We start from the raw sequence: 24,851 nt of genomic DNA on the forward strand, positions 1-24,851 counted from the left end.
GCTACTTGGCGTAGAATAGAGACAAGATGCTTACCGAAGGGAGTGACGCTGAAGTGACGGCAGAGTTGGCCGCCTGGAGCGGCACGGCGGACATCGAGCGGGCGGCTGACCCTGGAGAGTTCGTGGTCCAAGCCTGCGAGCGGGCCAAGCAGTGGCTCGTCGAAGCGCTTGAGAACGGCGACATCGAGCAGATCGTCGAACTCAAGTCGCAGGCCGAGGCGATCCGCATCTACAGCATGCAGAAGCAACTTGGCAAGGATGCGCAACTCTCTGCGGCGGAGATCGTCCGTCGAGCTGAGCGCGGGATCGGTGTTGCGATACGAAAGGGGCAAGAGGCGGGGGAGATCAAGACCGTAAGCGACGGCGGGTGGAAGGCCCGCGATCTCCCTGCCCTTGATGAGGGGAAGAAGAGCCCCACTTCGTTCTTCGGCTCCAAGAACGAAGCAACTGACGCCTACGCCATGACCGACGACGTGTCCGATGAAGAGTTCGAGGCTGCGTTAAAGGAAGCCAAGGCCGAAGAGAATCTGTCGCGCGCCAACGTGGTTCGAAAGGTCCAAGGACGCCCGCGTCCCACGACTGGCGAAGCCTACGGGGACTGGACCCCTGTCGCGGCAGACCGTTCGTTCGAAGCGGTCATGCGCCGCCGCGAGTTGATTCGTGACCTTGCAGCCAAGGGTTACTCATCGCGACAGATCTCGGAACGCATCGGTACGCATGAGTCCACAGTTCGGCAAATCTCCCGCGATCACAGCATTGACATCCCCGCCGACGCTGTCGTCTCGCGAACGCGACGCCACGACTCCAACCGCATCGTGCGAGAGACCGTCCATGCCCTCGAAGGGCTCGCCATGGGCATCGACCTGATCGTCTTCGACGACCTCGACCCTGACGAGATTGAGGACTGGACCATCTCGCTCGCCAATTCCATCCGGGCTCTCAACCGGCTGAACAAGAAGATGAAGGAGATGGTCCAGTGACCTCTAACGGTACCGAGAAGCGCGTCGAACGCGAGGCCCAGTTGCGCTGGGTGCCGATCCCGCTGATGCGGGTGTCCCCGATGGCGCAGCGCGACCTCAACACCTCCCGCGTCAACGGCCTGGCGGCCGACTTCGACCTTGAGCAGCTCGGCACGCCCACGGTCAACGAGCGAGACGGCCTGTTCTACGTCATCGACGGCCAGCACCGCGTCGAGGCGCTCCGCCTCATGGGGTGGGGCGATCAGTCCGTTCAGTGCTGGTCATATGCCGGCCTGACGGAGACGGAGGAGGCGGAGAAGTTCCTCAAGCTCAACGACGTGCTCGCCGTCCATGGGTTCGCCAAGTTCCGTGTCGGGGTCCACGCCGGCCGCGAGGAGGAGATGGACATCGACCGGGTCGTTCGCGGCCAGCAGCTGCGCATCTCGCAGGACAAGGGCGGCGGCTCCATCTCGTGCGTGGGCACGCTGCGCCGGGTGTACCGCCGCTCCGGCCCGGCCACGCTCGCGCGATCGCTCGGCATCATCCGTGAGGCGTACGGAGACCCCGGCCTGGAGGCTGCGGTGGTGGACGGGCTGGGCCTGCTGTGCCACCGCTACAGCGCAGAGCTTGAGGACGTGCGGGCGATCGAGAAGCTCGGTAGCGCTCACGGCGGAGTGAACGGGTTGCTCGGCAAGGCGGAGAACCTGCGCCGGCAGACCGGAAACCCGAAGGCGCACTGCATCGCCGCGGCAGCCGTGGAGATCATCAACGCCGGGCGGGGTGGCAAGAAGCTTCCGTCCTGGTGGCGCGCGGAGGAGTGACGTTCAAGGCGGAGCGGGTTCCTGTGGACCCGCTCCGCACCTTCCCCGCCCTTACCACTACAAGCACCACCGGGGACGCGCGAATGACCCACCTGATTCCTTTCGACCGTTACGAGTGGATCCGGCTTGTCCGCCGCTGTGACCTGTCTACGACGGGCCTGTCAGCGTCGGCGGCCGACCATGTGGCGGTCACCTTGGCCGGCTTCGGCAACGCGGACGGGACGAAGGTGTTCCCGGGCGTGAAGCTGCTGGCCAAGTGCACGAAGCGTGGCGAGCGGACGGTGAAGCGTGCGCTGGCCCGTCTGCGTGAGTTGGAGTTGCTCACGCTGGTTGTCTCCGGGTCGCGGCACGGGCTCGGCCGGGCGGACGAGTACCGGCTGACGTATCCGGAGGACCTGGCGGAGCGGGTGCCGATGCTTGCGCCGAACATGTCGGATTCTCCGATTGTGGTGCCCGGAATGGTCGCCATGGAGGAGCCGGGACCGCCCGACGAGACGATCACCAGGGGCCAGGGTGGCACCGACCAGGGGCCAGGAGAGACAGGGGCAGGGGCCACCAGATGGCCCCCCACCAACCATGTACCACCCATAGACCAAACCATGATCACAAATAACTCTGGTCACTTCGGTTCCGTGGAAGGGAACGGCGAGCCCGCCAAACCGAAAAGCGATCTTGGATTGAGTTACGGCGAAGCCTTCAAGATCAACCAGTCGCTCGGCGGATCCTTCGACACCTACATCGCAGCCGTCCAAGCCGACGCCGTCGAACACGGACTCGATCCGCCCCACGGCGAAGCCCTCGTCATCGCCGTCGCCAAATGGGCACTCGTGGACCACCCCGAACTCTTACCCATCGATCGGAGGACCGCATGACCGCCGCCGCCGAAAGCCCCGCCCCCGCGAAGTCCCGCGTGGGGCAGATCCCCACGCGTCCCGCCAGCGAGCCGCTCTCCACCGGCTTCGCGGACCTCGACCACCTGACCGCCGGCGGCTTGCGCCCCGGCACGCTCACGGTGATCGCGTCCCGGCCCGGCATCGGCCGGACCACGCTGCTGCAGGACATCTGCCGCCACAACGCCATCCGCCACAACCGCGGCACGGCGCTGTGGACCTTGGAGGAGGGTCCCGAGGACGTCGTCGCCCGCCTGCTGAGCGCCGAGGCTCGCGTTCTGCGCCACCAGGTGCTGGCCGGCACCATCGACGAGGCGGGATGGGAGCGGGTGTCCCAGCGGATCAAAGCCGTCGAGGACGCGCCGATCGTCATCGACGCCCCGCCGTCCGCGACCGCGGCCGACATCGCCGCCAAGGCCGCCGAGCTGGTCGCGCACCACGGCGTCCGCCTGATCGCCATCGACGGCATCCAGGACATCCGGCCGGAGCGGCGCAACGACCTTCGCGAACGCGAAGTCGGCGACGTCGTCCGCGACCTGAAGACCCTTGCTCGCGAGCTGCAAGTGCCCGTCGCCGCGACCGCGCACCTCAACCGCAGCCCTGAAAAGCGCATCGACAAGCGCCCTTGCCTGGACGACCTCCGCGAGTCGGGAGCGATCACCTTCGCCGCGGACCTGCTCATCCTGCTGCACCGCGAGGACGCCTACGACCCGGCAACGCCGCGGGCGGGCGAGGCGGACCTGATCGTGGCCAAGCACCGGTTCGGCCCGGAGGCTGTGATCACGGTCGGCTTCCAGGGCCACTACAGCCGCTTCCTCGACATCGGCACTGAGCCGGTCCTGTCCCGCCCCGACCTGGGCGCCGGGTTCGCCAGCCTGTTCAGCGGATCGGAAGGGGTGGCATGACCGATGACCGCAACGGAGAACCCGCCCGAGATCCGCCGAGCTGTGCCCGCACTGATCGCTTTGGCCACCGGCGTGCGTCCCGATTGGAACGAAACCGACCTCCAATCCGCGATCGTGGCCGCGGCCACCGCGGGCTGGGAGTGGTCCCGCGTCCTCGTCGAGGTGGTCCGTCTCCTGGTCGACCCGGACGGCTCCCCGAAGGACCTGAGGGAGGCGTCCCGGGACCCGCTCAAGGCCGGCCGTCCGCCGGAGCCAGGAACCGAGGTCCGCGGTGCTGAGCTCGCACGCCGCGCCCTTGCCGGCGAGGAGGTGCTGTGAACGGCCAGCCGACTGACGAACTGTGGGAGCGCACGCGACGTCTCGAAGCGGAGCGGCTCCGACCAGAGAGGGCACTGCTGCCGGGCCGGGTGCGCGGGCCCATGGGGGAGCTGATCGCCCTTCTGGATCGCCTGCTCTCCGATCCCGGCCCGCCTGACCCCGATACCCCCGATACCGACCCGAAGGAGCCCGTGTGAACGGACGAGCGATCGTCATCCGCGGAGACGCCCGAGCGTTACCGCTACCGGACGCCAGCGTGGACCTGATCTGCACCAGCCCGCCGTACTGGGCGCTTCGGGACTACCGCGACGGCGGCGAAAGCCTCAAGGGGCAGATCGGCGCGGAGGCCTCACCGCAGGAGTATCTGGAGTCGCTGTGGGAGTGCACCCGCGAATGGATGCGCGTCCTGAAGCCCGAAGGGTCGATCTTCGTGGTGCTCGGAGACAAGTACTCCGACCGGGCTGACGGCGGGCCAGCGTCGGCGCAGTCGTGGCGTGAGGACCGGGCCGGATGCATGCCGCCCGGTCGGTCATCCACAGCGATGGCGCCGCGCAAGTCCAGGCTGATGCTCCCCGAGAGGTACCGGATCGGATGCCTCGATCTCGGCCTGCTGGTCCGGGCGGTCATCATCTGGTCGAAGCCGTCAGCGATGCCGGAACGTGTGACGGACCGGGTCCGGAACGTGCACGAGGACATCGTCCACCTGACGAAACTGCCCCGCTACTACGCGGCGATCGACGAGATCCGCACCCCTGCCAGCGGATACGCCCGCAAGCCTGGCGCAAGACGGGCAACTCCGCCCGGCCAGCGGCGCCGCGCAATGGCCGACACGGTCAACCCGCTCGGAGCGCCACCGTCCAGCGTGTGGGAGATTGCGAGCCAGCCGCTCAAGGTGCCCGACCATTTAAACGACGACCACTATGCGGCATTCCCGCCGGCGCTGGTCCGTCCGATCGTGCTGGGCTGGAGCCCAGACGACGGCGTGGTGCTGGACCCGTTCGGCGGTAGCGGCACAACAGCTCTCGTTGCTGCCGCCTTCGGGCGCCGCGGCGTAACCACCGACCTGTCCGCGGGTTACTGCCGCCTGGCCCAGTGGCGCACAACGGACCCGGGAGAACGTGCCCGCGCGCTCGACGTTCCGAGGCCTCCGTCTCTCGTCGATGGCCAGGCCGCGCTGTTTGGGGAGTCCGCATGAACGAGGTCTCCCGCCGCATCCTTGCCGCTCTCAATAACGCAACCGAGAGCGCCCCACCCGACCCGAAGGAGAGCCCAAGACATGGCTGACACCAAGACCACAACGACGATCAGCGAGGAACTGAAGACCGCCGCCGCGACCCTGCGGGAGACGGCAGCGAAGGCGACACGCGGTCCGTGGGTGCCGTACCCGACCACCACCGCAGACCAGCACGACGAGGCGTGGACCATCAGCCGCACCTGGTGCAGCGAGACGGAAGGCACCTGCGAGCCCGACTGTGGCCAGAAGGTTCTGAGCACGGGCGCCGAAGGCTGCGAAGAGGACAACATCCGCGAGGGCGACGTGTCGTGGATCTGCCTGACGAACCCGCTCCTGGCCGAACCGCTCGCGGCCTGGCTCACCTTCGAAGCCGCCATCTTCGAGCAGATCGACCCCGACCGGCAGGGTGCCTGCGTCCCGGAACATGCTCTGCGGATCGCTCGGGTCATCAACGGGACCACTCCGCAGGAGCGAGGCGACCGTGGCTGACACCACCGAGAAGACCGCCTGGCGCAAGTCCTCGTTCTGCAACGGTGCTGCTGCGTGTGTGGAGGTGTCCCCACTCCCAGACGGAGGAGTGGCGGTGCGGGACTCCAAACTCGGCGACGACAGCCCAGTGCTGCGGGTGCCTGCCGCTGACTGGACCGCGTTTGTGGAGGCGGTCAAGTACGGGCTGCTCGGCGCTCTCGGCGGGCTGGTCATGTGCCGCCGTGTGGGTGAGAACGCCTGGAGCGTGTGGCTGGCCAGCGACGTTGAGACGGCTCTCGACTTCACTGAGGGGGAGATGTCCTCGTTCTGGAAGGGCATCCAGGACGACGAATTCGACCTCGGCACGCTTTCGGCGGGGGACGGGCCGGGCGTGAACACCGCTTCCCGCGTCTCTGATGCGGCTGAGAGCGCTTCTGGGGCGTCTTCGGCCCCCGCGTAGCTCCGGGTGGCGCTGAGGGCTTCTGAGGGGGCTCTCAGCGCTTCAAGATCGAACTCTAGTACGGCTAATCGATCACTACTGCATCAGGCAGTAGCGGTTTCGAGAGAGGAATCGAACGAACCATGAGCTACTTCACCGCGAACCTGACCACCGAAGAGGACGAAGTCCGCGAGGAGATGCGGCGCCAGCACGCCAAGTTCGGGCCGCAGAATCACCCCGACGGGACTGGCCTGCCCGGCTCCGTGATGGAAGCCGATGAGGCCCGCGCCCGCTGCAAGGCGAACGGCCCCGAGCAGGACAACTGGCGCGACATCCTCGACGAGGAGGTACGTGAGGCGTTCGCGGAGACCGACCCGGACGCGCTCCTCGTCGAACTGCTTCAGGTCGAAGCGGTCGCCCGTCAGTGGCGGCTGGCGATCCGCCGCCGTCTCGCCGCTGCCGAGCAGGACGGCGAGGTGTCCCGGTGAAAGCGTATCGATGCGGCGATTGCGGCGACCTGCCCGTCTGGAGCCTTGAGCGTCGCGGCGACGCCGTCGTGTCCTGGAGCTGCTGCCTTCACCTGCACGAGGTGTGCCGCGAGTTGCAACGGCCGCACGAGCGAACCACGCTGGTCGTCCGCGTCGCGGTGCTCCCCACGGACCAGTCTGGGAAGGCGTCGTGATCACACGACACGACCTCACTGAGGAACTGCTGACCGAGGCGATCAGGGTGGTCGTCCGCTCTCAGTCGGCATCGGTGACCCAACTGCAACGCCGGTGCTACGTCGGGTACGCCACCGCCTGCCGCATTCTGGAACGTCTGGAGCGGCTCGGCGTCTTAAGCCCGCAGCAGGGGGCGCTGCCTCGCGAGGTCCTCGTCGTAGAGGACGCACTGCCGCAGGCCCTGCCCCGGTTGCAATTGGGGGAGGCGTCCCGGTGAGCAGCATCTACCGCATCCTGTGCGTCTCCCACGACCCGGCACTCGACTACGGCGAGTACAACACGCCCGAGGAAGCCGAGACCGCGATCAGGGAAGGCGACAGCAGCCACCGGCAGTGTGACCTGCTGATCGGCCGATACTCCTACCCCCTGATCGAGGTGGGCTGCCCGCCCAACACCGGCCCCCAGCGCTCCGGCCGGCACCGCTGCTTCACCCACTCGCTGACGGAGTGGGTGGACGTGGTGTGGCTGCGACTCCTCGCCGCCGCGCACCAGGCAGATACCGAACAGATGCGGGCATTGGCCGGTGAACGCCGTCTCGCCCACTGGTCGCCGGAGCGGCTGCGGCGCCTGCGCGACGAACTCGGCATCGACCTTCCCGAGCCCACCGACCAGCCCGGGGAGTTGCCGTGAGCGTCTGTCCCAACCTCTCCCAGCACACGCCTGCGCCGTCCTCGTATCTCAGCTGGCACGAGTGGGCGGAGCAGATGACGCCCACCCACATCCAGCGCCGTTGCGGCGGATGCGGCCTGTACGAGGTGTGGGAGCCGCGACCGGGCGTCACGTCCTCCCCGTTGCCGCCTGTCGAGCGTGGCTGTATCGCGGTCCGGCTCCATGTGTGAGCTCGGGGGGAGGTCCGGTGAACGGCTACTCCGACTCGCCGGCGGGCTGCTTGCGGGGGCGGCCGGTGGGCTTTGGATCCTCTGGCCAGTGTTCGGCGATGGCGGCCAGGACGGCAGCGGGGTTCTGGCCGAGGGCGCGTACGCAGGCTCGGATGAACGCTCCCATGTTCTTGCCGTCTGGGATGTGTTCTTGGGCGGCTTTGACCTCGTCGTCTTCGGCTCGCCAGGTGCGGGGCTTGAGCCTGTGCAGGTTCGGCATGGAGAAATCTTCTCACGGTGGATTGCCACCTTTCTAGTGGGCGTGCTAAGTTAAGTCCATCGAAAGGTGGATGGCCACCTTAAGAGCTCAGGGAGAACGAGATGAACCCCGCCGCCACCGCAGCCGCCCTCCTCACCAACAAGCCGAACCTCACCCTCAAGGAGTTGCAGGCCGAGGCCGACCGCCTGGGGATGAACCCCCGCGACGAGGACCTGTTCTGGGCGAAGGTCCGGGAGATCAACCCCTCCCTCTGCGCCGACTGGTAGCCGGACAGGGCCCCGGAAGGGGCCCGACCCCCTCTCCCTGAACGATCTTGAACGGCCCGCCCCCGCCCCGAGTAGGAGACGTGATGACGCTCATGGCCACCGAGAAGCCCGACATCTCCGGGTTGTCCCTGGACATGCACGTCCCCAACTTCACGGGTGGATGGACGCTGAAGCAGGCAGTTGACGAACTCAAACGACGGAGACTCACTCGCCTGCTCGAACGCGATGACGCAGCGATCAGCGAGCGCGTGCGCCTCTTCGAGCGAGCCGTAGCGGACGGGAGGACTCCGACGAACGGCCAAGTCCTGGCCGCCTACTACGTCGTCGTGGAGGACTTGCTGTTCGCGGGCCGCTACGGAGACAACCCCACCCTGAACACTCGCCAGTACGCCGCCCGCCGGGCCGCTCTCAATCGACTCGTTTTCCGCAAGGTGTGAAGCGGACCGTTGGGCGGTAGCGCCCTTCCCTCCCCGGGAGGAACTTTTTCCGGGGACTCCCAAGACCCGCCCTGTCCCGCCCCTGACGTAGGAGACCCCGACTGATGGACCTTGTTGACTTCATCCGTGCCCGCCTCGACGAGGACGAGCAGGCCGCCGCCCACGAACCGTCCGGACGGCGCATCCACCCAGCGGACCTGCAATGGGAATACCAGCCCGACGGCGACCCGGACGTTCCAGGCGGCGATGTCATCGCTCGCGACCACCGCATCGTCATGGATCTGCCGCAGGTGGTCGCCGCTCACATCGCCCGCCATGATCCGGCCCGCGTGCTGCGCGAGGTCGAAGCCAAGCGGCGCCTGCTTCAGGCCCACCTTGGCTACTACGGCCCCGGAGAGGACGAGGGCTGGCCCGTCCCCACGCCGACCCTGCTCGCCCTCCCATACGCCGATCACAAGGACTACCGCGAGGACTGGCGCCCTTGACCTTCCTCCGTCCCCGGGAGAGATCCCGGGGCCCTCTCCCTGATCCCCGCCCCAACGTAGGAGACGTGATGAGCAATCAGCCCAAGATGACAGCCGACGGCAAGCACATGATCTGCAGCGAAGGTCTGCTGTGGACGCTCTGGGAAAGCAGCGAAGACCCGTGGACCGCCAAGGCTGACAACCCGTCCCTGCGGATCTGCGGCTGGAAGAACGCCTACTGGTACCTGCCGGACACCACGCCTACCCCCTGGAGATAGATCGACATGAGAGCCGAGAACACCGGTCTGACGGTCGTCCTCACCATGAGCCTCCGCGAGGCCCGTGAGCTCGAAGCGGAACTGCTGTGGCGCCGCGACGACGACAAGTGGTCAAAGAAGGCGTGGGAAGCGTTGAACGCCCTCCACGAGAACCCCTGAACGGAGAACCGAGATGATCCGTGACCTCGACCTGAAGCCCGGCCAGCTTGCCGCAGCGCAGGTGAGCGCTCCTACGGCGGGCGAGCCTGACCAGCCCACGATCGAGTTCAAGGTGCGCCTTAACCGGCACCAGGCCACCGCAGCCACGGTGAGTGTGGCGGCAGCCGCCGAGTTGGTTGCCGCTCTCCAGGCCGCGCTCGCGGAAGCACCCCTGCACTGACCCACAGCCCTCTTCTCCCGGTACGGCCGGGCAAGCGGTTCGAGACGGGGGAGAGGGCGCTGAGACCAAGACCATCGACGACGAAGGAGAGTGACGTGAGTACCGAACTCACTGAGGAAGAGATCCGCGCTGACGAGCGTCGCAAGACCACCCGCTACATCGCTCACCTGATGCGTGAAGCTCAGCGCGCCGAGAAGGAAGGCGGCGACCAAGCACGTTGGGCCGCGTTCGTCGTCGCCGAGGCCCTTGTGAAGTCCGCCGCCAACGGGCATTCGCTTTTACCCGCCTCCCCGGACTCCTCCGAGGAGGGCTGACCGATGGCCGACATCCGAGAGCAGATCGCCTGGCAGGTGCGCGCCTTACACGTCGTGGACGACCTGCTGCGCGCCCAGCTCAAGTCCAAAACCTTCCTGCCGGTGCTGAGATGGCACGTCCAGGACGCCGGCTGCACCGCCTACGGCGAGTCCTTCGCCGGCACCGACGACCTCCGCCGGCAGGCCGTCAACGCGTGGGCGGACCGTCTCGGGGCTGAGGTCCGGGAGACGCCTCTCGGCCACGGCCAGGCTCGGGTGACCGTGTCCGCCACGGTGGAGTTGGTCCGGGTGACCGTGACCGCTCTCCTGCACGGCGACGACCAGAAGGAGGTGGAGAAGTGACCTCTGCTGGGCCCGAAGAGCGCCGCTGCCCCGAGTACTGGTCGCGCTGGGGTGAGCCTACGTTGACCTGCCGTCTACCTCTGGGTCACGAGGGCGGCCACCCGGACGTGAGCACGGGAGAGGAGTGGGCGTCGTGACCGTGGCTGACCGAGAGCCGAAGCGCATCCAGAGGAGACGCACGAAAGGCTGGAGACGTCCCGACAACTGCGTGATCGTGGACCGCACCTCCCGCTACGGGAACATGTTCGCCGTCCGCCCCTGCGACAGTCGGTGTTGCTGGCGAATCGAGGACCCTGCGGGGATTGCGGAGCGCTCAGACCGGCCGAACTCTTTCTCCTCCGAGAGGGACGCCCGCCAGTCCGCCTGCGAGCTGTACGCCCTGCATACGGGACCGATGGGCGCGTACGAGTTCGACGACGTGGAGCAGATCGTCCGGGATCTGAAGGGCAAGGATCTGGCTTGCCCGTGCCCGTTGCCGGAGCCAGGAGAGATCGACTGGTGCCACGCAGCTCACACGCTGATCCCACTCGCGAACGGAGCCTCCGATGTCTGACCTTCCCGAGGAAGCCCGCAAGACGTTTCGCGTTCTGATCACTGGCTCCAGGACGTGGCTTGACCCACTCCCGGTCCACAACGCGTTAACCCAACTGCTTCGCGAGCATGGCGCGCTCGCGGTGATGCATGGCGCCTGCCGGACCGGTGCGGACAGCTACGCAGCCCAGTGGGTGGCCCAGGCCGTACGCCGGTCTCCCGGCAACGTGGTTGAGATCCCCGTCCCCGCCGACTGGGAGACGCACGGCAGGAAGGCGGGGCCGCTCCGCAACCAGTGGATGGTGGACCTTGGTCACGATCTGGTGCTCGCCTTCCATGACGGAGCCTCGCGAGGGACCGCCGACTGCATCCGCCGCGCCGAGAAGGCAGGTATCCCTGTCCGCCGCTACGAGAGGAGCAGCAGTGACTGACCATGCCAACGACCTTGCTAGTTCGCATGTAGTTAGCAAGTCCGCCGTCGAACCCGAGAACAGGCAGCAGTGAACCTTCTCGACCTCGACACCGCGCCCGAGCGGCAGGCCACGACCGGCCGCTGCCGCTGCTGCCGCCACAAGCTCCTCGACCCCGTCTCCCTCTCCTACGGGATCGGACCGGACTGCCGGCGCAAGCTCGGTATCACCCCGCGGAAGCCTGTACGGATCGCAGGAGTTCCCGCAGGGTGGGAGATTGAAGGCCAGGGCGACCTGCTGGAGGACATCGTGGCCAACTCCGACCTGAACGTGGACGTGATCCTCGCCGCCATCCGGGACCACGGAGCCCTAGCGTACGAAGTCCTGATCGATCGGTATCCGTCCGATGACGTGATCGCAGAGTTCACCCGAGCGGCCAGGGAGGGCTTCACAACCTTCGGCGTAGCCGTACATCTGGCGACGTTGACGGATAAGGGAACCAAGCGTCTCGCCGGATAGCTCGCGGGGTCCGAGTATTCGCAGGTCGCTAGAATGCCACCTGCGACGATACCGACAGAACCGATCTTGAACGCGAAAACGGCTCCCTGCCACGAACAGGAAGCCGCCTCGTCCCACTAGTCCCTCGCCGACCCTCTAGGCCCTCAACCCACGCGAGTCTCCCGAAAGCGTACTAGCACGTCAGGGGGACACGTTGGCTCTGGACTGCCCGGTCAGCATGTGTGACCGTACGATGCCCGGCTCCGCGCGGATCTGCGGAGCCTGCACTGCCGAACTAAACCGCGAACTCCAGGCGGTGCCCGACCTGGTTGAAGACCTTGACTTGGCCATCAGCCGACAGGCCCGCGTCACCGGCGGCGGAGTTGGCGGCAGGTCACCTGAGAAGCCACTCCCGTGGAACGAGCGCGCCTCGGAAGCCGCCGAGCATCTGGCCGTGATGCTGCTCGGCTGGGCCCGGGTCCTGGTGGGCACGGTGCAGCAGTTGCAGGGCCCGACGTGTGCATCCTGTACACACCCGTCCTGCTCGTACGCCGACCTCGGCCGCGAACCCCACCGCGACCCCGCCCACGTCGCATCCTGGCTCCACCGCCACGCCGGCGCTCTCATCGCACACCCCGCAGGCCCGGACGCGGTAGAGGAGATCCTGCTCGCCGTACGCAACGCCCGCTACGCCACCGACTCCCCGCCCAGGGACCTCATCTACGCCGGCCCGTGCGACGCCTGCGACGCCGACCTGTACGCCCGACCCGACGCCTCACGGGTGGCCTGCCGCTGGTGCCGCGACGACGAAGGGGACAGGCTCGTCTACGAGGTGCACGCCCGCCGCCAGTGGATGCTGAACGCACTGGAAGACCGCCAGCTGACCGCGCCGGCCATCGCTCGAGCGCTCACGTCGCTCATCCGCCCGATCAAGCCCGCGCTGCTGCACACGTGGATCTCGCGCCGCAAACTCCAGCCCGCGGGCTTGGACGACCTGAATCGGATGGTGTTCCGGGTAGGAGACGTGATCGACCTGATGGCGGCCGGCGAAGCACGGAAGGCGGAGCGCATGCCAGTAGTTGCATGAACAACTACAAGGTGACATGATCCCTGTTGATAGCTTCGCAAGAGCCGTCGAGAAGCCCTCCGTCATCCCCGAGCCGGAGGGCTTCTCGCATGCCAGGGCGCTATACGCGCCTAGATTCCCCAAGACGCACGCTCCTGTCTAGGGAGCGTGCCTGCTCACGCAGTGCCCCCGTGCTGCGTCGAGCCCCTGGTCCGCCCGGTCCCGTGCCATGAGGGTCGCGGGGCTGGGCGGCCATGGCAACCCTGGCTGGTTGGGCAACTGAGCAGGTCAGAAGCCCTAAAGAATCCTTAGACCTCCGGGCGGCTCCCGTCTCTCACTCACGCCGTGTCGCTGGGCTGCCGCCCGGGATCATCCCCTCACCCTCGGAGCTGCCTCGTGGATGCGCTACAGCTTGACCTGGCCACGATCGTGGGCCGCCTACAGCAGGTGCAGGATGAGGGCGGCTGGGAGCACGCCGACTCGATCGTGCTGGACCGCATCCTCACGTGCGACCTGCCGCGCCTGCGAGAGCACCTCACCGCCGAGTCTGCCGCTCTCGTGGCGGCCAGCTCCTAGACCGGCTCGAATAGCTGTTCGACCTGCGGGGTATCCTCACCCCCATGCAAGACCCGCCCTCGGTACGCCTCCCACACCACCCGGCAAGAGCCGGCCTACTCCTGCAGTGGAGGAAAACCCCGACAGGCCAGTGGGAAGCACTCGTGGAGTACACCCTGCACGTACCCGGCTACAGGGGCGGACTCGAACCCGGGCAGTCGTGGATGCAGGCGTACGACGTACAGCCGATCAAGGGCGAGGACTACAGCCGAGTACCACGCACCCAAGCCTGACCACCCCGCTTCGTCACTCTCGGTACAACTGGCCACCGGCGGGAGACCGCGAATCGGCTACAGTCCGTCATAACCCCAGGAACGGAGAGACCATGGACATCCTCACCATCCTGGCCCTCGTAGCCCTCCTCGCAGGCGCAGTCATCGCCGCCACCCAGAAGGTGTGGCCCATCACCCTGCTATGCCTCGGCCTGTTCCTCGCCGTCCTCGCCGACGCCGGCGTCATCCCCACCTAGCCATGCCAGCCCTGAAGGTGTGCAGCACCCCAGGCTGCCCCACTCTGTGCGCTACAGGTAGGTGCGATGGGTGCAAGGCCAAGGCCGAACAGGCACGGGGCACAGCAGCACAGCGTGGATACGACAGGGCATGGCAACGCACGCGCAAGGCGTTCCTCCGTGCACACCCACGCTGCGAGTGCGACACCTGCCTGCCCCTACCCCTGCACACCAGGCCCAAGGCCACAGACGTAGACCACATAGACGGGCTAGGACCTAAGGGCCCACGTGGTCACGACCCATCGAACCTCAGGGCCATGAGTCACGAGCACCATGCACGCAGGACCGCACGCGATCAACCTGGCGGATGGGCAGCACACTAAGCCCCACACGATCAAGCCTCACACACAAGAGCCTGCATTTCCGCAGCTCACAGGCATGCACGTTTCCGCAGGTCAGAGACCCGGGGGTATGCCCCCTATGTCCGATTTCCAGGAGACCGCGGGGGAGGTCGCTCGCAGTCCAGACCCCTGAGACCTTCCCGTATGCGCGCGAGAGGCGGTGCCCCATGACTGATCTTCCTGAGCCTCCGGGCGGCCTTGAGGAGCGCGGTGAGCGCTTGTGGCGGTCCATCCACGACCAGCATCCCGGGTTGTCTGATCCGGAGCGTGAGGTCGTCCTGGAGGCGTGCCGGGTGGCCGACAGGCTGGAGCGCTTGGACGCGATCTGCCGCGTGTCCGACCCGGTGATCGAGACCGACAAGGGCGGCCTGATCACGCATCCGGCGTACGCGGAGTCCCGCCAGCAGCAGAACCTCCTCAAGCAGCTCGTAGCGTCGCTCCGTCTCCCTGACCCGCAGTCGGGGAAGCGCCCGCAAACGCGGCCGGCCCGCGGCGTGCAGGCACCGAAGGGTGCGGGCACGGTGTCGTCGCTGGAGCGCATGAGGCAGCGCGCGACGGGAGCGTAGGCGATGGGCTGGTCTGGGCCGCTGTTCCCGGGCCACGTCTGCAGCCTCGGGTACGAGATAGCTGACTGGATTGAGGCGTACTGCTGTCACGGCCCTGGCGACGTGCAGGGTGAGCCGATCGAACTTGATGACGAGTGGCTGGCGTTCCTGGTGGAGGCGTACCGGCTGGACCCGATGACGGGCCGGCGCGTGTACGACGAGGGCGTGTTGTCGAGGCCGAAGGGTCGCGCCAAGTCGGAGCTCGCCGGGTTCGTCGGGATCGGTGAGGCGTTCGCGCCGGTCCGGTTCGATGGCTGGGACGCCGGCGGGCAGCCGGTTGGCAGGCCGGTTCGGTCGCCTCTGCTGAAGTGTCTCGCCACGGAAGAGAGTCAGGCCGGGAACACGTTCGAGAACATCGCGTTCATCGCTGGCCAGTGGGGGCCCGACGTTCACCCGGACGTGTACGGCGGCGTATCTGGTATCCGTCAATACCAGTCGGCGACCGCGCTGTACCTGCCGCATGGCGGCGAGATCCGGGCGTGCACCGCGGGGTCGGCGTCGAAGGACGGCGGCAAGGAAACGTGGGTGTGCGCGGACGAGTCGCACCTGTACGTCCTGCGCGAACTCAAGGCGATGTACGGGACGGTGCGACGCAACCTCGGCAAGCGGAAGCTCGCCGAACCGTGGATGCTGCAGACCACGACCGCTTACCGGCCAGGTGAGCAGTCGATCGCAGAGGAGACGCTGACCGCGTGGCGCAAGGGCGAGCTGTCGTCGTCGGTGCTGGTGGACCACCGAGAGGCGAAGGGCCGCGTGGACCTCGACGACGAACCGCACACGCTGGCGCAGCTCAAGTACGTGTACGGCTCCGCGTCGGAGTGGATGGACCTGGAGCGGATCTACCGGGAGATGCGCGACCCGCGATCCTGCCCAGATGATGCGACCGCGGCCCGCTACTACTTCAACCGGGCGATGGCCGGCCAGGATGCGTGGTTGGCCACCGATGTGTGGGAGCGGCAGGCACGGACCGAGGTGGTGACGCCGGGTACGGCGATCGCGCTCGGCTTCGACGGCTCGCTCCGCGACGACGCGACCGTGCTGATCGGGTCGCGGATGACGGACGGGTTTCTGTTCCCGATCGGCATCTGGGCCAAGCCCAGCGGCCCCGAGGCTGCGTGGTGGGAGGTTCCCCGCTCGGACGTGCTCGAAGCGGTCCGGGAGGCGTTCGCCCGCTACGACGTGACCCGCATGTACGCCGACCCGCACGAGTGGCGGTCCGACGTCGACAAGATGGCCGAAGAGCTCGGCACGGAGCGGGTCCTGTCGTGGGAGACGAGGCGGGACGTGCAGATGGCTGCGGCGTTGGACCGGCTCCGCTCTGACCTGATCGGTGGGACGGTCTTCCACGACGGCGACCCGGTCGTGGCCGACCACGTCGGCAATACCTACGTCCGCCGCAAGGGTGCGCACCGGCTGGTCCGCAAGGAACACGAGGCGTCCTCCCGGAAGATCGACTCCGTGGTGGGTGCCGCGCTCGCCTACGAGGCCAGAGCCGACGCGATCGCGGACGGCTGGGGCAAGAAGCGCACCTATCGAGCTGCTGGATTCTGACGTGAGGGGAGCATGTGGCTACCCAATATCCCCCGCTCAGTCCTGACTGGTGGGTGCGGCGCCTGCACAAGCAGTTGACCGCCCGCCAGGACGACCTGAAGTGCCTGCAGAACTACTACTCCGGCGAGCACCCGTTGCCGCACTTGCAGGAGAAGGCGCGGCGGGAATTCCAGCGGCTACTGCTGATGGCGCGAGCCAACTACATGCAGCTTGTCGTGGACGCGGTCACCGGGCGGCTGCAGGTGATGGGCATCCGCATGTCCTCTGATGAGGATGCGCCTGATGACAGGGCCTGGCGGATGTGGCAGGCGAACCGGCTGGACGCGGACTCGCGGCTGGTGTTCTCCGAGTCCATCAAGCTCGGCACGGCCTACATGCTGGTTGAGCCGAACAAAACGGATCAGGCGTCACCCATCATCACGCCCGAGCACCCATCGCAGGCGATCATCGAATATCAGCCTGGATCAAGACGTCAGAAGGCCGCCGGGCTAAAGTCGTACATGGACGACTGGACCGGCGACATCATCGCGATGCTGTACCTGCCGGACCGGATCTACCCATTCGCGGCGAAGTACCGAGAGGGCCAGCAGGAGATCCGCTGGGAACAGCGTGACGAGGACGGCCCGAACCCGCTCAAGGAAGTGCCGCTGGTCGAGTACGCCAACCGGCCACAAATGCTGGCTGCGGGCACGTCCGAGATCGCTGGCGTGACCGACGTTCAGGACCGGATCAACAAGACGCTCGCTGATCGGTTGATGACGCAGGAGTACGGCGCGTTCAGGCAGAAGTGGGCGACCGGCCTGGAGATCCCCGTCGATGAGAACGGCGCCCCGGTGGAGCCGTTCAAGGCCGCGGTGGACCGGCTGCTCGTGTCGGAGAACCCGGACACCAAGTTCGGCGACTTCAACGCGACCGACCTGGCACCGCTGCTGTCCGCCGTCCGCGACGACATCAAGGACATCGCGGCGATCACTTCGACGCCTCCTCACTACCTGCTCGGAGACATGATCAACCTGTCGGCTGAGGCGCTGAAGGCTGCGGAGGCCGGTCTCATCTCCAAGGTCAGGGACCACATGCTGTATCTCGGCGAATCGGTGGAGGACACGATCCGGCTGGCGTTCAAGGCCGCCGGCGACTCCAGCGCCGTCGACTACAGCAGCGAAGTGGTGTGGAAGAACCCCGAGTTCCGCACCGAAGGCGAACTGGTCGATGCGCTGACGAAGATGAAGACGCTCGGCGTGCCGGATGAGGCGCTGTGGGAGCGGTGGGGTGCTTCGCCTCAGGAGATCGCTCGCTGGAAGAAGCTCCGCGACGAACGCGAGCAGGAAGCCGCCTCCCGCATCCTGGGTGGCGACCTCGCGGCGCTAACCGGGCCCAAGCCGGACCTGGTGCCGCCTGAGCCTGCGGCGCTGCCGTGACGCTGGAACAGGTTACCGCTGAGCACTATCAGGCGCAGCAGCAGATCGTTCGTATCACGGCTGAGCAGGCGCAGGCGCTGTGGGGGGAGGTCGGCGCGCGGTCCGTCATTCAGCAGTGGATGGACCTTCTCGCGCAGATCGTCGCGCTGCTGACGCGGGGCCAGCTCGCCGCGGCACGTCTCGCGACTCCCTACCTTCAGCAGGTCGCGGCCGAGCAGGGCGCACCGAGCCCCTTGGAGGCGGCGGTGGTCGCTGGGGCGTTCGCCGGCGTGGCCGCGGACGGTCGGGCGTTGGCCGACCTGCTCATGCAGCCTGCCTTGCGTACGGCGGGGCTGCTGGTGCGCGGCGCCGACGACCAGGATGCGCTCAGGTCCGGCCTGGCGTCGCTGATGCGGATCGTCGCCACTGAGATCCCCGACGCGGGCCGAACTGCGGCAGGAGCGGGGATCGTCGCGAACAAGCAGTTCACCACGTACGTGCGGATGCTACGTCTGCCGTCGTGCGGCCGGTGCATTCTGCTGGCTGGCACGCCGTACAAGTGGTCGGAAGGGTTCCAGCGCCACCCGCAGTGCGACTGCTACCACCTGCCTGTTGTTCGCAACCGCGGAGACTCTCTGCCGGGTGAGACGCCCAAGCAGGTGTTCGAGGGCATGACGCGCGAGCAGCAAGACGCAGCGTTCGGAAAGGACGCGGCGGAGGCGATCCGCGCTGGCGCCGACATGGGGCGGGTGGTGAACGCCCGCCGCGGCATCTACACCGCAGGCGGCCGGGAACTCACCAAGACCCGGGCCACCAGGCGGCGGACGCGCGAGGAGCGGCCCACCTCCGAGCAGATCATGCGAGAGCACGCCGACGACCGCGACGCCGCCATCGCGCAGTTGCGACGGTACGGCTACATCACCTAGACGTCCCGCAGGCGAGAGGCCCGCGGGGAAGCCCGCTACGGCGTGATGCCGAGCGGACTCCCGGAAGGACAGCCTGATGGCTGAAGAAGGAACCGAGATCGTCGAGCCCGAAGGCGTGACGCCCGAGGAGCCCATCGATGAGACAGCAGGTCTGCGGTCCGCTCTGGAGAAGGAACGAGCCGACCGCAAAGCGTTCGAGAAGGACGCCAAGCGTGCCAAGGCGCTGGAAGCCGAGCTGGCGAAGGTTCGCGAGGCAAACCAGACCGAGGCCGAGAAAGCGATCGCCAAGGCCCGCGAGGAAGCCGCCGCGCAGGCGCGCGGGGAAGTCCTCTCCACGGTCGGGCAGCGGCTGGTGAAGGCCGAATTCAAAGCAGAGGCGGCAGGCAAGGTCAAGGACCTTGACGGGCTGCTGGAGGACCTGAACCTCGCCAAGTTCGTCACCGACGACGGCGAACCAGACAGCAAAGCGATCAAGGCGGCGGTTGCTCGCTTCGCCAAGGCTGCGCCGGCGGAGACGACGCCGCCGTTCAACGGCGGCCCGAGGAAGACGGCCGAAACCACAGACATGAACTCGCTCATCCGCCAACGCGCGGGACTGAGCTGAATCACGGCCGCACCCGGCACGGCGCGGGGCTGCGGATCCATTCGTAGGAGGTAACCCGTGCCGTACAACAGTCTGACCAACCGCACCGACTCCGGGGCTCTCATCCCGGAAGAGGTGTCTAAGGAAATGCTCGGGAAGGCCGTCGAGTCCTCGGCCACCCTGCAGCTTTTCCGGAGGATCCCCATCTCCCGGGCGCAGCTTCGTCTGCCGATCCTGTCGGCGCTGCCGACCGCCTACTTCGTGCAGGGCGACACCGGGCTCAAGCAGACCACCGAGATGGCGTGGACGAACAAGTACCTGAACATCGAAGAGATCGCGACGATCATGCCGGTCCCGGACAACGTCCTGGCCGACGTGGACGCCAACATCTGGGACGAAGCCATGCCTCTGCTCATCGAGGCGTTCGGCCGGGTGCTGGACGCAGCGGTGTTCTTCGGCACCAACGCCCCGTCCTCGTGGCCGACCAACATCGCCGCCGCCGCCACCGCGGCGAGCAACGCCGTGACCGAGTCCACGGTGGCCACGGCTGGTGCGTTCTTCGGCTCCATCGATGACGCCTACGAGAAGATCGAGGCGGACGGCTACGAGGCGTCCGGCTTCGTCGCCAGCACGGCGGTCAAGACGAAGCTGCGCAAAGCCCGCGACTCGCAGGGCCGCAAGCTGGACGAGTCCCGCATCAACGGGGCCCTCACGATGATCGACGGACTGCCGGTCGAGTACCCGATGCGCGGCCTGTTCGGAACCGCCTCCGGAGACCCGCGCATGTTCGTCGGCGACTGGTCCCAGTACGTCGTTGGCGTCCGCCAGGACATCACGATGAAGATCCTCACCGAGGCCGTCATCCAGGACAACACCGGCGCGATCATGTACAACCTCGCTCAGCAGGACATGACCGCCATCCGGCTCACCTTCCGCGTGGGCTGGCAGGTCGCGAACACCATCAACAACGACCAGCCCGTCGAGGCCAACCGGTACCCGGTCGCGCGTATCAACGTGGCCTGACCTGCAACGACAAGAGAGATAGGAATCCCGAGTCATGGTGGACACTGCTCCCTACGTGCAGGTTCTCAGCTTCCCGGCACCCGCCGTTTCCACGGCCAACGCCAGCGACGACATCACTGCGGCGGTCGCACCTTTCGACTGCACCGTCACCGCGGTCGCCTACATCACCGAAGCGGCTGTTACTGGGGCTGCGACCAACAACCGCACCGTCTCGGTGGTCAACAAGGGTCAGGCTGGTGCGGGCTCGACTACGGTCGCGTCGCTCACGTTCGGCTCTGGCACCAACGCTGTCGCCTACGACGAGACGACTGTCACGCTGTCCGGCACTGCCGCCAACCTGGACCTCGCCGCAGGTGACGTCCTGCAGTGGCGGTCCATCTTCGCCGGCACCGGCATCGCGGACCCGGGCGGCCTCGTCCGCGTCACTGTCACCCGCCGCTGACACGCTGAAGGGAGGCCGGCGTGGGATTCATGGACGGTCCGCCGCTCGCCACGTCGGCTGACCTGGAGGCGTACCTGCAGCGCGACATCCCGACCGAGCAGGCCGAGGTGTCGCTGCGGATCGCCTCCGCCGTAGTGCGGGGCTTCACCGGACAACAGATCACTTTCGTTGCCGGCGACACCATGGTGCTGGAAGGCGGCGGCTCGGTTGTCGTCCTCCCGCAACGGCCGGTCGTTGTTGACGTCGACAACCCCATTGAGGTGGTCGAGCTCGCCGAATACGGTGGCGGCAACCTTGATGGGACGGACGGGGTCACCTACACCCGCTTCCAGGATCAGCTGCAGCGCTACTGCGGCACCTGGTCCCCGCGGGTACAGGTGACGTACAGCCACGGGTACGCCACGGTGCCCGGCGACGTCTTGGCGGCGGTGCTGGACATCGCGGGCCGGTCCCTGACGAACCCATCCGGGCTGCGGTCGGTCACCATCGACGACTACTCCCGCACGTATGCGTCCGAGACCTTCGGTGGTGCCAGCTTGTCCGAGGCGAACAAGCTCACCCTGGCCAACTACCGTAGGCCCGTCTCCACCACGAGGCTGTCATGATCGACCTCGTGCTCGAGCAGGCGCTGGCGGAAGGCCGGCGCGAAGCCCTGGTCCTGATGCGGGACACCTGCACGGTGGAACGCTTCGCCGGCCGGGTGCTCAACGAGGAGACCGGCGAGTACGAGGAGACGTGGACCGCGGTCTACACGGGCGTGTGCCGGGTCAAGCCGCGGACGCAGCGTGAGGCCGAGTGGGGCGAACGCGAGGTGGCCCTAGGCGCGTACGTGGCCGTACTGCCGTGGGACTCCTCCCCGGAGATCCAACGGCAGGACAGGCTGATCGTCACCGCCTCAGACGATGCGTGGCTGATCGGGCGACACCTCGAAGTCATCGCCATCGCGCTGGCAGGCACCTCGACCGCGCGCAGGCTGCTCGTGGAGGACAAGGAGGGCTGACGTGGACATCGACGGCTCTGAACTCCTCGATCTGGTGCGGTACCTCGACAATGCCAAGCACGAGGCGGCACGGAAGACGTACCCGGTGGTGAAGGAGCATGCGGAAGCGCTGCGGGACGCCTGGAAAGAGAACGCCAAGATCACCGCGCGCCGGCATGGCAAGCATTATCCCAGCTCCATCACCGCCGAGCAGATGCCCGTCACCGACGAGGTTCTGTGGCAGGTCGGCCCCGAGTCCCGGCGTAAGCAGGGCTCAATGGGCCGCGGCTTCGAGTACGGCAGCTCAAACCAGCCGCCCCACTGGGACGGCACCCGAGCCGCGATCGCCCAGGAGCCCAAGTTCATGAAGGCCCTGGATGAAATCATCGGGAGCCTGCTGTGAGCCAGCCGTACCTCCCGGCGGCCCCGCTGGTGGACGCGATCCTCGCCATGGTGCGGGCCGGAGTCCCGGCCACGTGCAAGGTCTACGAGGGCCGGTCGGTACCGGGTGCGGTCCCGCCGTACGCCGTCTTCTACTTCGACAGCGGCGGCAAGTCGGCGTTCGAGCGGAACGTGCTCAACGAGGCGCCGCGTGATCTGCGCTATCAGGTGACCGCGGTTGGGAGCACGCCCGAGCAGGCGCGGTGGGTGGCCGACAAGGTGTTCGTGCCGCTGCTGACCAGCGTCCCTTCGGTGTCGGGCCGCCAGGTGTGGCCCGCAATAGAGGAAGGGTCGCAGCCGGTCCGCCCGGATGACGAGGCCACAGGCTTCTTTCTCGCCACTTCGCAGTATCTGACCAGGTCAGAAGCGACCTGATCCCGTTTCATTCCTAGCCCGGCACGGTGCGTGTGCGGGCTCTTTGGCATGCCCTGAGGAGAGTCCGCATGGCCAACCTCGATACCTCGCAGGCAATCTCCAGCGAGGCAGCGATCAGCTACGCCGCCGTGGGCGGGTCCGGTGACCGGGTCCTCTACACGGAGGGCGTGTTCGCCGTCGTCCGCAACGGCTCCGGCGTCTCGACGACCGTGACCATCACCGTGCCCGGCAACACCCCGTACGGGGTGGCCAACCCGGTCAAGACCAGGACGGTGGCTGCTGGCGCGGACGTTCCGATCCCGCTGCTGCCCTCGTACGTCGACCCGTCGGACGGCCGGGTGGCGATCGCGTGCGCGCCGACCACCACCATCTCGATCGCGGTGATGCGCGCGTGAGCACCCGAATCATCCGCGACCCGTACGGCAGCACGTTCGAGATCGACGCCACCGCGCTCCCGTTCTGGGAGCACCGCGAGGGCTACACGATCCTCCCCGTAGAAGAGCCGGACGAGCCGCGGCCGGAGCAGGACGACACCCCCAAGACCAGCAAGAGGGCGGCTCGGGCTGCCCAGGAAGTGAAGGAGCAGCCCGATGGCTAAGAGGCTCTCGGACGGAAACACGAAGGCAACGTTCGTCCCCGTCGTCAACGTCCTGTCCGCGCCGACCGTGGCCGAGCTGACGGCGGCCGGCATCGTGGCGTGCGAGGAGCACATCACCGCAGATGGGCTGAACATCGCGATCGAGCAGGGCGCCGTCGAGGGCGACACCCTCGCCTCGACCCAGACGTATCAGGGTCCCGGCCGGACCCAGGCGAGCATCGAGCTGACCTACTTCCGAGACACCATCACGTCGGGTGACCGGATGTGGTCGGTGATGACGAACGGCACGGAAGGGTTCTTCATCGTCCGCCGCGGCGTCGCCTATGACACGGCGTACGCCGCCGGTCAGAAGATCGCCATCTACACCGTGACGTGCGGGGAGCCCAGAGAGCTCGCCCCCGAGGCGGAAACCTACGACCGGGCCATGGTCAACCTGTACCCGTCCGGCCGGTACCTGCGAGAGGCGACGGTGGCCGCGTGAGTTCCGCCGCTGACATCAAGGCGAAGCTCCGCCGTCCCGAACGCACCGTCACACTGTGCCTGGTGGGAGACCTTCAGGCGCAGTATGAGCAGCTCGAACGGGATCTCGCCCGAGCGCGGGACAAGGCGTCCGAAGGCACACTCGCCAGCGGAGCGAACGCGGACGCCACCCGGATCGCCCGCGAGATTCAGGCGCTGCAGGAGGAGATGCGCGAGCACACGGAGACTTTCCGGTTCCGTGGGCTCGCCCGCCGCGCCTACCGGGATCTGATCGCCGCTCACCCGCCCACGGATGAGCAGGTGGAGAAGAACCCCGAGGTGGACGTCAACTGGGACACCTTCGGCGTCTCGCTGATCACCGCCTGCTGCATCTCCCACGACCTGAACGAGGATGAGGTCGGTGAACTCGTCGACGAGCTCACCGCCGCCCAGTACGGCAGCATCTTCACCGCCGCCCAGGCCGTCAACGTGATCGAGCTCGATGTCCCAAACTCGTTCACCGCCTCCGCAGTGCTCCGAGCCTCCAAGAGGAACTCGAAGTAGCGCACGCCTGGGGAGTTCCCAGAAGCAAACTGCTGGGGCGGCAGCAACGAGCCGTCACCACCATCCGCCGGGCCCCGGACGGGCAGATCGCAGAGATCGAAACCGTCTGGGACTCGGAATGGACGGACGAAGATTACGCCTGGTCGGCCGCCTACCTCCGGTGGCTGGCAGGCAAATGCCCGGGTTGCAGGCTGGACCTGGCCGACACGACCGCGATGCGCGACGGGGACCCGGTCCACACCTACAAGGTGCCGCCGGCCCGCCGCTGTCACGCCTGCGATGCCCGCATAGCGGCCGAGGATGAGGACGCCAAGAAGAAGGTGATCCGGCCTCAGGCGTTGCTGCGGCACATCGAACAGACGTCTTAGAAGAGCATCCTGAACCAGTACACGTGCTGGTCGAGCAGGGTTATGACGAGGGCGAACAGGAAGAACGCCAGCAGCGCGAGCACCACCCGCAGCGGCCAGCCTTTGAACCAGTCCCAGAAGGTGATCCGGCCGTAGATCACAGGGTCGTCGGGGTCTCGCTTCGGCATGACTGCCCCCTTCTCGCAGATCCCCCGATCCGCAGCGATGATGACACGTTCCATCGCCCCATTCGCCTCA

General features: G+C 67.2%; 45 protein-coding genes. 43 read left to right on the forward strand and 2 right to left on the reverse strand.

From position 1 onward, the window contains the following. Positions 1–53: 53 nt before the first annotated feature. The 12 genes from ACBJ59_RS36345 to ACBJ59_RS36400 all read left to right on the forward strand — a co-directional run bounded on the left by ACBJ59_RS36345 (position 54) and on the right by ACBJ59_RS36400 (position 7,386). A complete protein-coding gene (locus ACBJ59_RS36345; RefSeq protein WP_375114707.1) occupies positions 54–980 on the forward strand; it encodes a hypothetical protein in 927 nt (308 codons plus the stop codon). Then, positions 977–1,780 (forward strand): DUF6551 family protein, encoded by an 804-nt coding sequence (locus ACBJ59_RS36350; RefSeq protein ID WP_375114708.1) that lies wholly within the window; start codon positions 977–979, stop codon positions 1,778–1,780. Before ACBJ59_RS36345 ends, ACBJ59_RS36350 begins: the two co-directional genes overlap by 4 nt. Positions 1,781–1,863: 83 nt before the next feature. After that, a complete protein-coding gene (locus ACBJ59_RS36355) occupies positions 1,864–2,652 on the forward strand; it encodes a helix-turn-helix domain-containing protein (RefSeq protein ID WP_375114709.1) in 789 nt (262 codons plus the stop codon). Then, positions 2,649–3,575: a DnaB-like helicase C-terminal domain-containing protein gene (locus ACBJ59_RS36360; protein ID WP_375114710.1), complete on the forward strand. Its 927-nt coding sequence runs from the start codon at positions 2,649–2,651 to the stop codon at positions 3,573–3,575. The genes ACBJ59_RS36355 and ACBJ59_RS36360 overlap by 4 nt, the downstream gene beginning before the upstream one ends. A gap of 3 nt (positions 3,576–3,578) precedes the next feature. Further along, positions 3,579–3,893: a hypothetical protein gene (locus ACBJ59_RS36365; RefSeq protein ID WP_375114711.1), complete on the forward strand. Its 315-nt coding sequence runs from the start codon at positions 3,579–3,581 to the stop codon at positions 3,891–3,893. Further along, the gene (locus tag ACBJ59_RS36370) at positions 3,890–4,090 is read left to right on the forward strand and encodes a hypothetical protein (protein WP_375114712.1); all 201 of its coding nucleotides are present in this window, start codon (positions 3,890–3,892) and stop codon (positions 4,088–4,090) included. The genes ACBJ59_RS36365 and ACBJ59_RS36370 overlap by 4 nt, the downstream gene beginning before the upstream one ends. Next, positions 4,087–5,088 carry a DNA-methyltransferase gene (locus ACBJ59_RS36375; RefSeq protein WP_375114713.1) on the forward strand — a complete coding sequence of 334 codons (1,002 nt, stop codon included), beginning with the start codon at positions 4,087–4,089 and terminating at the stop codon, positions 5,086–5,088. The genes ACBJ59_RS36370 and ACBJ59_RS36375 overlap by 4 nt, the downstream gene beginning before the upstream one ends. Positions 5,089–5,169: 81 nt before the next feature. After that, positions 5,170–5,616: a hypothetical protein gene (locus ACBJ59_RS36380; protein ID WP_375114714.1), complete on the forward strand. Its 447-nt coding sequence runs from the start codon at positions 5,170–5,172 to the stop codon at positions 5,614–5,616. Further along, complete coding sequence (locus tag ACBJ59_RS36385; protein ID WP_375114715.1) at positions 5,609–6,055, forward strand: DUF397 domain-containing protein; 447 nt, start codon at positions 5,609–5,611, stop codon at positions 6,053–6,055. Before ACBJ59_RS36380 ends, ACBJ59_RS36385 begins: the two co-directional genes overlap by 8 nt. Before the next feature lie 122 nt (positions 6,056–6,177). After that, positions 6,178–6,522 carry a hypothetical protein gene (locus ACBJ59_RS36390; protein ID WP_375114716.1) on the forward strand — a complete coding sequence of 115 codons (345 nt, stop codon included), beginning with the start codon at positions 6,178–6,180 and terminating at the stop codon, positions 6,520–6,522. A gap of 190 nt (positions 6,523–6,712) precedes the next feature. Next, entirely contained in the window at positions 6,713–6,973 is a 261-nt protein-coding gene (locus tag ACBJ59_RS36395) for a DNA translocase FtsK (RefSeq protein WP_375114717.1), read from the forward strand. After that, positions 6,970–7,386: a hypothetical protein gene (locus ACBJ59_RS36400; protein ID WP_375114718.1), complete on the forward strand. Its 417-nt coding sequence runs from the start codon at positions 6,970–6,972 to the stop codon at positions 7,384–7,386. The genes ACBJ59_RS36395 and ACBJ59_RS36400 overlap by 4 nt, the downstream gene beginning before the upstream one ends. Before the next feature lie 234 nt (positions 7,387–7,620). On the opposite strand, the gene ACBJ59_RS36405 is transcribed toward ACBJ59_RS36400, so the two are convergent. After that, the gene (locus ACBJ59_RS36405) at positions 7,621–7,854 is read right to left on the reverse strand and encodes a hypothetical protein (RefSeq protein ID WP_375114719.1); all 234 of its coding nucleotides are present in this window, start codon (positions 7,852–7,854) and stop codon (positions 7,621–7,623) included. 101 nt (positions 7,855–7,955) lie between these two features. Between ACBJ59_RS36405 and ACBJ59_RS36410 the strand changes: the two genes are divergently transcribed. The 31 genes from ACBJ59_RS36410 to ACBJ59_RS36560 all read left to right on the forward strand — a co-directional run bounded on the left by ACBJ59_RS36410 (position 7,956) and on the right by ACBJ59_RS36560 (position 24,614). Continuing rightward, positions 7,956–8,120 (forward strand): hypothetical protein, encoded by a 165-nt coding sequence (locus ACBJ59_RS36410; protein ID WP_375114720.1) that lies wholly within the window; start codon positions 7,956–7,958, stop codon positions 8,118–8,120. A gap of 83 nt (positions 8,121–8,203) precedes the next feature. Beyond that, positions 8,204–8,557, forward strand: a complete 354-nt coding sequence (locus tag ACBJ59_RS36415; protein WP_375114721.1) for a hypothetical protein — start codon at positions 8,204–8,206, stop codon at positions 8,555–8,557. Between the two features lie 104 nt (positions 8,558–8,661). After that, a complete protein-coding gene (locus ACBJ59_RS36420) occupies positions 8,662–9,042 on the forward strand; it encodes a DUF6221 family protein (RefSeq protein WP_375114722.1) in 381 nt (126 codons plus the stop codon). A gap of 68 nt (positions 9,043–9,110) precedes the next feature. Next, positions 9,111–9,299: a hypothetical protein gene (locus tag ACBJ59_RS36425; protein WP_375114723.1), complete on the forward strand. Its 189-nt coding sequence runs from the start codon at positions 9,111–9,113 to the stop codon at positions 9,297–9,299. A gap of 6 nt (positions 9,300–9,305) precedes the next feature. Next, positions 9,306–9,458, forward strand: coding sequence for a hypothetical protein (locus tag ACBJ59_RS36430; protein ID WP_375114724.1), 153 nt, complete (start codon positions 9,306–9,308; stop codon positions 9,456–9,458). Positions 9,459–9,471: 13 nt separating this feature from the next. Beyond that, complete coding sequence (locus tag ACBJ59_RS36435) at positions 9,472–9,678, forward strand: hypothetical protein (RefSeq protein WP_375114725.1); 207 nt, start codon at positions 9,472–9,474, stop codon at positions 9,676–9,678. A gap of 95 nt (positions 9,679–9,773) precedes the next feature. Continuing rightward, on the forward strand, positions 9,774–9,992 hold the full coding sequence (locus ACBJ59_RS36440) for a hypothetical protein (protein ID WP_375114726.1): 219 nt from the start codon (positions 9,774–9,776) through the stop codon (positions 9,990–9,992). A gap of 3 nt (positions 9,993–9,995) precedes the next feature. Beyond that, complete coding sequence (locus ACBJ59_RS36445; protein WP_375114727.1) at positions 9,996–10,334, forward strand: hypothetical protein; 339 nt, start codon at positions 9,996–9,998, stop codon at positions 10,332–10,334. Between the two features lie 133 nt (positions 10,335–10,467). Next, a complete protein-coding gene (locus ACBJ59_RS36450) occupies positions 10,468–10,887 on the forward strand; it encodes a DUF4326 domain-containing protein (RefSeq protein WP_375114728.1) in 420 nt (139 codons plus the stop codon). Continuing rightward, positions 10,880–11,296 carry an SLOG family protein gene (locus ACBJ59_RS36455; RefSeq protein WP_375114729.1) on the forward strand — a complete coding sequence of 139 codons (417 nt, stop codon included), beginning with the start codon at positions 10,880–10,882 and terminating at the stop codon, positions 11,294–11,296. Before ACBJ59_RS36450 ends, ACBJ59_RS36455 begins: the two co-directional genes overlap by 8 nt. Positions 11,297–11,365: 69 nt before the next feature. Beyond that, positions 11,366–11,794 carry a DUF6011 domain-containing protein gene (locus tag ACBJ59_RS36460; protein ID WP_375114730.1) on the forward strand — a complete coding sequence of 143 codons (429 nt, stop codon included), beginning with the start codon at positions 11,366–11,368 and terminating at the stop codon, positions 11,792–11,794. A 322-nt stretch (positions 11,795–12,116) separates the two neighbouring features. Continuing rightward, entirely contained in the window at positions 12,117–12,860 is a 744-nt protein-coding gene (locus ACBJ59_RS36465; protein WP_375114731.1) for a hypothetical protein, read from the forward strand. 375 nt (positions 12,861–13,235) lie between these two features. After that, the gene (locus ACBJ59_RS36470; protein WP_375114732.1) at positions 13,236–13,415 is read left to right on the forward strand and encodes a hypothetical protein; all 180 of its coding nucleotides are present in this window, start codon (positions 13,236–13,238) and stop codon (positions 13,413–13,415) included. Between the two features lie 143 nt (positions 13,416–13,558). Continuing rightward, complete coding sequence (locus ACBJ59_RS36475; protein WP_375114733.1) at positions 13,559–13,687, forward strand: hypothetical protein; 129 nt, start codon at positions 13,559–13,561, stop codon at positions 13,685–13,687. A 92-nt stretch (positions 13,688–13,779) separates the two neighbouring features. Continuing rightward, entirely contained in the window at positions 13,780–13,923 is a 144-nt protein-coding gene (locus ACBJ59_RS36480) for a hypothetical protein (RefSeq protein WP_375114734.1), read from the forward strand. Positions 13,924–14,470: 547 nt separating this feature from the next. After that, positions 14,471–14,869: a hypothetical protein gene (locus ACBJ59_RS36485; protein WP_375114735.1), complete on the forward strand. Its 399-nt coding sequence runs from the start codon at positions 14,471–14,473 to the stop codon at positions 14,867–14,869. A 3-nt stretch (positions 14,870–14,872) separates the two neighbouring features. Then, complete coding sequence (locus ACBJ59_RS36490; protein ID WP_375114736.1) at positions 14,873–16,459, forward strand: hypothetical protein; 1,587 nt, start codon at positions 14,873–14,875, stop codon at positions 16,457–16,459. Between the two features lie 14 nt (positions 16,460–16,473). After that, positions 16,474–17,877 carry a phage portal protein gene (locus ACBJ59_RS36495; protein ID WP_375114737.1) on the forward strand — a complete coding sequence of 468 codons (1,404 nt, stop codon included), beginning with the start codon at positions 16,474–16,476 and terminating at the stop codon, positions 17,875–17,877. After that, complete coding sequence (locus ACBJ59_RS36500; protein ID WP_375114738.1) at positions 17,874–18,782, forward strand: hypothetical protein; 909 nt, start codon at positions 17,874–17,876, stop codon at positions 18,780–18,782. Before ACBJ59_RS36495 ends, ACBJ59_RS36500 begins: the two co-directional genes overlap by 4 nt. 76 nt (positions 18,783–18,858) lie before the next feature. Further along, positions 18,859–19,386, forward strand: a complete 528-nt coding sequence (locus ACBJ59_RS36505; protein ID WP_375114739.1) for a hypothetical protein — start codon at positions 18,859–18,861, stop codon at positions 19,384–19,386. Between the two features lie 57 nt (positions 19,387–19,443). After that, positions 19,444–20,388, forward strand: coding sequence for a phage major capsid protein (locus ACBJ59_RS36510; RefSeq protein WP_375114740.1), 945 nt, complete (start codon positions 19,444–19,446; stop codon positions 20,386–20,388). A gap of 34 nt (positions 20,389–20,422) precedes the next feature. Next, the gene (locus tag ACBJ59_RS36515) at positions 20,423–20,830 is read left to right on the forward strand and encodes a hypothetical protein (protein ID WP_375114741.1); all 408 of its coding nucleotides are present in this window, start codon (positions 20,423–20,425) and stop codon (positions 20,828–20,830) included. Positions 20,831–20,850: 20 nt separating this feature from the next. Then, positions 20,851–21,435, forward strand: a complete 585-nt coding sequence (locus ACBJ59_RS36520; RefSeq protein ID WP_375114742.1) for a hypothetical protein — start codon at positions 20,851–20,853, stop codon at positions 21,433–21,435. Further along, positions 21,432–21,830, forward strand: a complete 399-nt coding sequence (locus ACBJ59_RS36525; protein ID WP_375114743.1) for a DUF6093 family protein — start codon at positions 21,432–21,434, stop codon at positions 21,828–21,830. Before ACBJ59_RS36520 ends, ACBJ59_RS36525 begins: the two co-directional genes overlap by 4 nt. Position 21,831: 1 nt before the next feature. Beyond that, entirely contained in the window at positions 21,832–22,212 is a 381-nt protein-coding gene (locus ACBJ59_RS36530; RefSeq protein WP_375114744.1) for a hypothetical protein, read from the forward strand. Beyond that, complete coding sequence (locus ACBJ59_RS36535; RefSeq protein WP_375114745.1) at positions 22,209–22,625, forward strand: hypothetical protein; 417 nt, start codon at positions 22,209–22,211, stop codon at positions 22,623–22,625. Before ACBJ59_RS36530 ends, ACBJ59_RS36535 begins: the two co-directional genes overlap by 4 nt. A gap of 68 nt (positions 22,626–22,693) precedes the next feature. Then, positions 22,694–23,020 carry a hypothetical protein gene (locus ACBJ59_RS36540; protein ID WP_375114746.1) on the forward strand — a complete coding sequence of 109 codons (327 nt, stop codon included), beginning with the start codon at positions 22,694–22,696 and terminating at the stop codon, positions 23,018–23,020. Next, on the forward strand, positions 23,017–23,223 hold the full coding sequence (locus ACBJ59_RS36545) for a hypothetical protein (RefSeq protein WP_375114747.1): 207 nt from the start codon (positions 23,017–23,019) through the stop codon (positions 23,221–23,223). Before ACBJ59_RS36540 ends, ACBJ59_RS36545 begins: the two co-directional genes overlap by 4 nt. Next, positions 23,216–23,704, forward strand: a complete 489-nt coding sequence (locus tag ACBJ59_RS36550; RefSeq protein ID WP_375114748.1) for a hypothetical protein — start codon at positions 23,216–23,218, stop codon at positions 23,702–23,704. Before ACBJ59_RS36545 ends, ACBJ59_RS36550 begins: the two co-directional genes overlap by 8 nt. Then, on the forward strand, positions 23,701–24,246 hold the full coding sequence (locus tag ACBJ59_RS36555; protein WP_375114749.1) for a hypothetical protein: 546 nt from the start codon (positions 23,701–23,703) through the stop codon (positions 24,244–24,246). The genes ACBJ59_RS36550 and ACBJ59_RS36555 overlap by 4 nt, the downstream gene beginning before the upstream one ends. A 215-nt stretch (positions 24,247–24,461) precedes the next feature. Then, the gene (locus tag ACBJ59_RS36560; RefSeq protein ID WP_375114750.1) at positions 24,462–24,614 is read left to right on the forward strand and encodes a hypothetical protein; all 153 of its coding nucleotides are present in this window, start codon (positions 24,462–24,464) and stop codon (positions 24,612–24,614) included. On the opposite strand, the gene ACBJ59_RS36565 is transcribed toward ACBJ59_RS36560, so the two are convergent. Beyond that, positions 24,611–24,781, reverse strand: a complete 171-nt coding sequence (locus ACBJ59_RS36565) for a hypothetical protein (protein WP_375114751.1) — start codon at positions 24,779–24,781, stop codon at positions 24,611–24,613. The genes ACBJ59_RS36560 and ACBJ59_RS36565 overlap by 4 nt on opposite strands. Between the last annotated feature and the right edge of the window lie 70 nt (positions 24,782–24,851).

The sequence above is a fragment of the Nonomuraea sp. MTCD27 genome (assembly GCF_041950495.1).
In the GTDB taxonomy this organism is placed as follows: Bacteria; Actinomycetota; Actinomycetes; order Streptosporangiales; family Streptosporangiaceae; genus Nonomuraea.

Bases quoted from the DNA above. Each gene is read 5' to 3' on its own strand.
- ACBJ59_RS36355 (WP_375114709.1), top strand. From the start codon at position 1,864: ATGACCCACCTGATTCCTTTCGACCGTTACGAGTGGATCCGGCTTGTC.
- ACBJ59_RS36360 (WP_375114710.1), top strand. From the start codon at position 2,649: ATGACCGCCGCCGCCGAAAGCCCCGCCCCCGCGAAGTCCCGCGTGGGG.
- ACBJ59_RS36365 (WP_375114711.1), top strand. From the start codon at position 3,579: ATGACCGCAACGGAGAACCCGCCCGAGATCCGCCGAGCTGTGCCCGCA.
- ACBJ59_RS36380 (WP_375114714.1), top strand. From the start codon at position 5,170: ATGGCTGACACCAAGACCACAACGACGATCAGCGAGGAACTGAAGACC.
- ACBJ59_RS36390 (WP_375114716.1), top strand. From the start codon at position 6,178: ATGAGCTACTTCACCGCGAACCTGACCACCGAAGAGGACGAAGTCCGC.
- ACBJ59_RS36405 (WP_375114719.1), bottom strand. From the start codon at position 7,854: ATGCCGAACCTGCACAGGCTCAAGCCCCGCACCTGGCGAGCCGAAGAC.
- ACBJ59_RS36410 (WP_375114720.1), top strand. From the start codon at position 7,956: ATGAACCCCGCCGCCACCGCAGCCGCCCTCCTCACCAACAAGCCGAAC.
- ACBJ59_RS36415 (WP_375114721.1), top strand. From the start codon at position 8,204: ATGACGCTCATGGCCACCGAGAAGCCCGACATCTCCGGGTTGTCCCTG.
- ACBJ59_RS36420 (WP_375114722.1), top strand. From the start codon at position 8,662: ATGGACCTTGTTGACTTCATCCGTGCCCGCCTCGACGAGGACGAGCAG.
- ACBJ59_RS36425 (WP_375114723.1), top strand. From the start codon at position 9,111: ATGAGCAATCAGCCCAAGATGACAGCCGACGGCAAGCACATGATCTGC.
- ACBJ59_RS36430 (WP_375114724.1), top strand. From the start codon at position 9,306: ATGAGAGCCGAGAACACCGGTCTGACGGTCGTCCTCACCATGAGCCTC.
- ACBJ59_RS36435 (WP_375114725.1), top strand. From the start codon at position 9,472: ATGATCCGTGACCTCGACCTGAAGCCCGGCCAGCTTGCCGCAGCGCAG.
- ACBJ59_RS36445 (WP_375114727.1), top strand. From the start codon at position 9,996: ATGGCCGACATCCGAGAGCAGATCGCCTGGCAGGTGCGCGCCTTACAC.
- ACBJ59_RS36455 (WP_375114729.1), top strand. From the start codon at position 10,880: ATGTCTGACCTTCCCGAGGAAGCCCGCAAGACGTTTCGCGTTCTGATC.
- ACBJ59_RS36480 (WP_375114734.1), top strand. From the start codon at position 13,780: ATGGACATCCTCACCATCCTGGCCCTCGTAGCCCTCCTCGCAGGCGCA.
- ACBJ59_RS36485 (WP_375114735.1), top strand. From the start codon at position 14,471: ATGACTGATCTTCCTGAGCCTCCGGGCGGCCTTGAGGAGCGCGGTGAG.
- ACBJ59_RS36490 (WP_375114736.1), top strand. From the start codon at position 14,873: ATGGGCTGGTCTGGGCCGCTGTTCCCGGGCCACGTCTGCAGCCTCGGG.
- ACBJ59_RS36505 (WP_375114739.1), top strand. From the start codon at position 18,859: ATGGCTGAAGAAGGAACCGAGATCGTCGAGCCCGAAGGCGTGACGCCC.
- ACBJ59_RS36515 (WP_375114741.1), top strand. From the start codon at position 20,423: ATGGTGGACACTGCTCCCTACGTGCAGGTTCTCAGCTTCCCGGCACCC.
- ACBJ59_RS36525 (WP_375114743.1), top strand. From the start codon at position 21,432: ATGATCGACCTCGTGCTCGAGCAGGCGCTGGCGGAAGGCCGGCGCGAA.
- ACBJ59_RS36540 (WP_375114746.1), top strand. From the start codon at position 22,694: ATGGCCAACCTCGATACCTCGCAGGCAATCTCCAGCGAGGCAGCGATC.
- ACBJ59_RS36550 (WP_375114748.1), top strand. From the start codon at position 23,216: ATGGCTAAGAGGCTCTCGGACGGAAACACGAAGGCAACGTTCGTCCCC.
- ACBJ59_RS36560 (WP_375114750.1), top strand. From the start codon at position 24,462: ATGCGCGACGGGGACCCGGTCCACACCTACAAGGTGCCGCCGGCCCGC.
- ACBJ59_RS36565 (WP_375114751.1), bottom strand. From the start codon at position 24,781: ATGCCGAAGCGAGACCCCGACGACCCTGTGATCTACGGCCGGATCACC.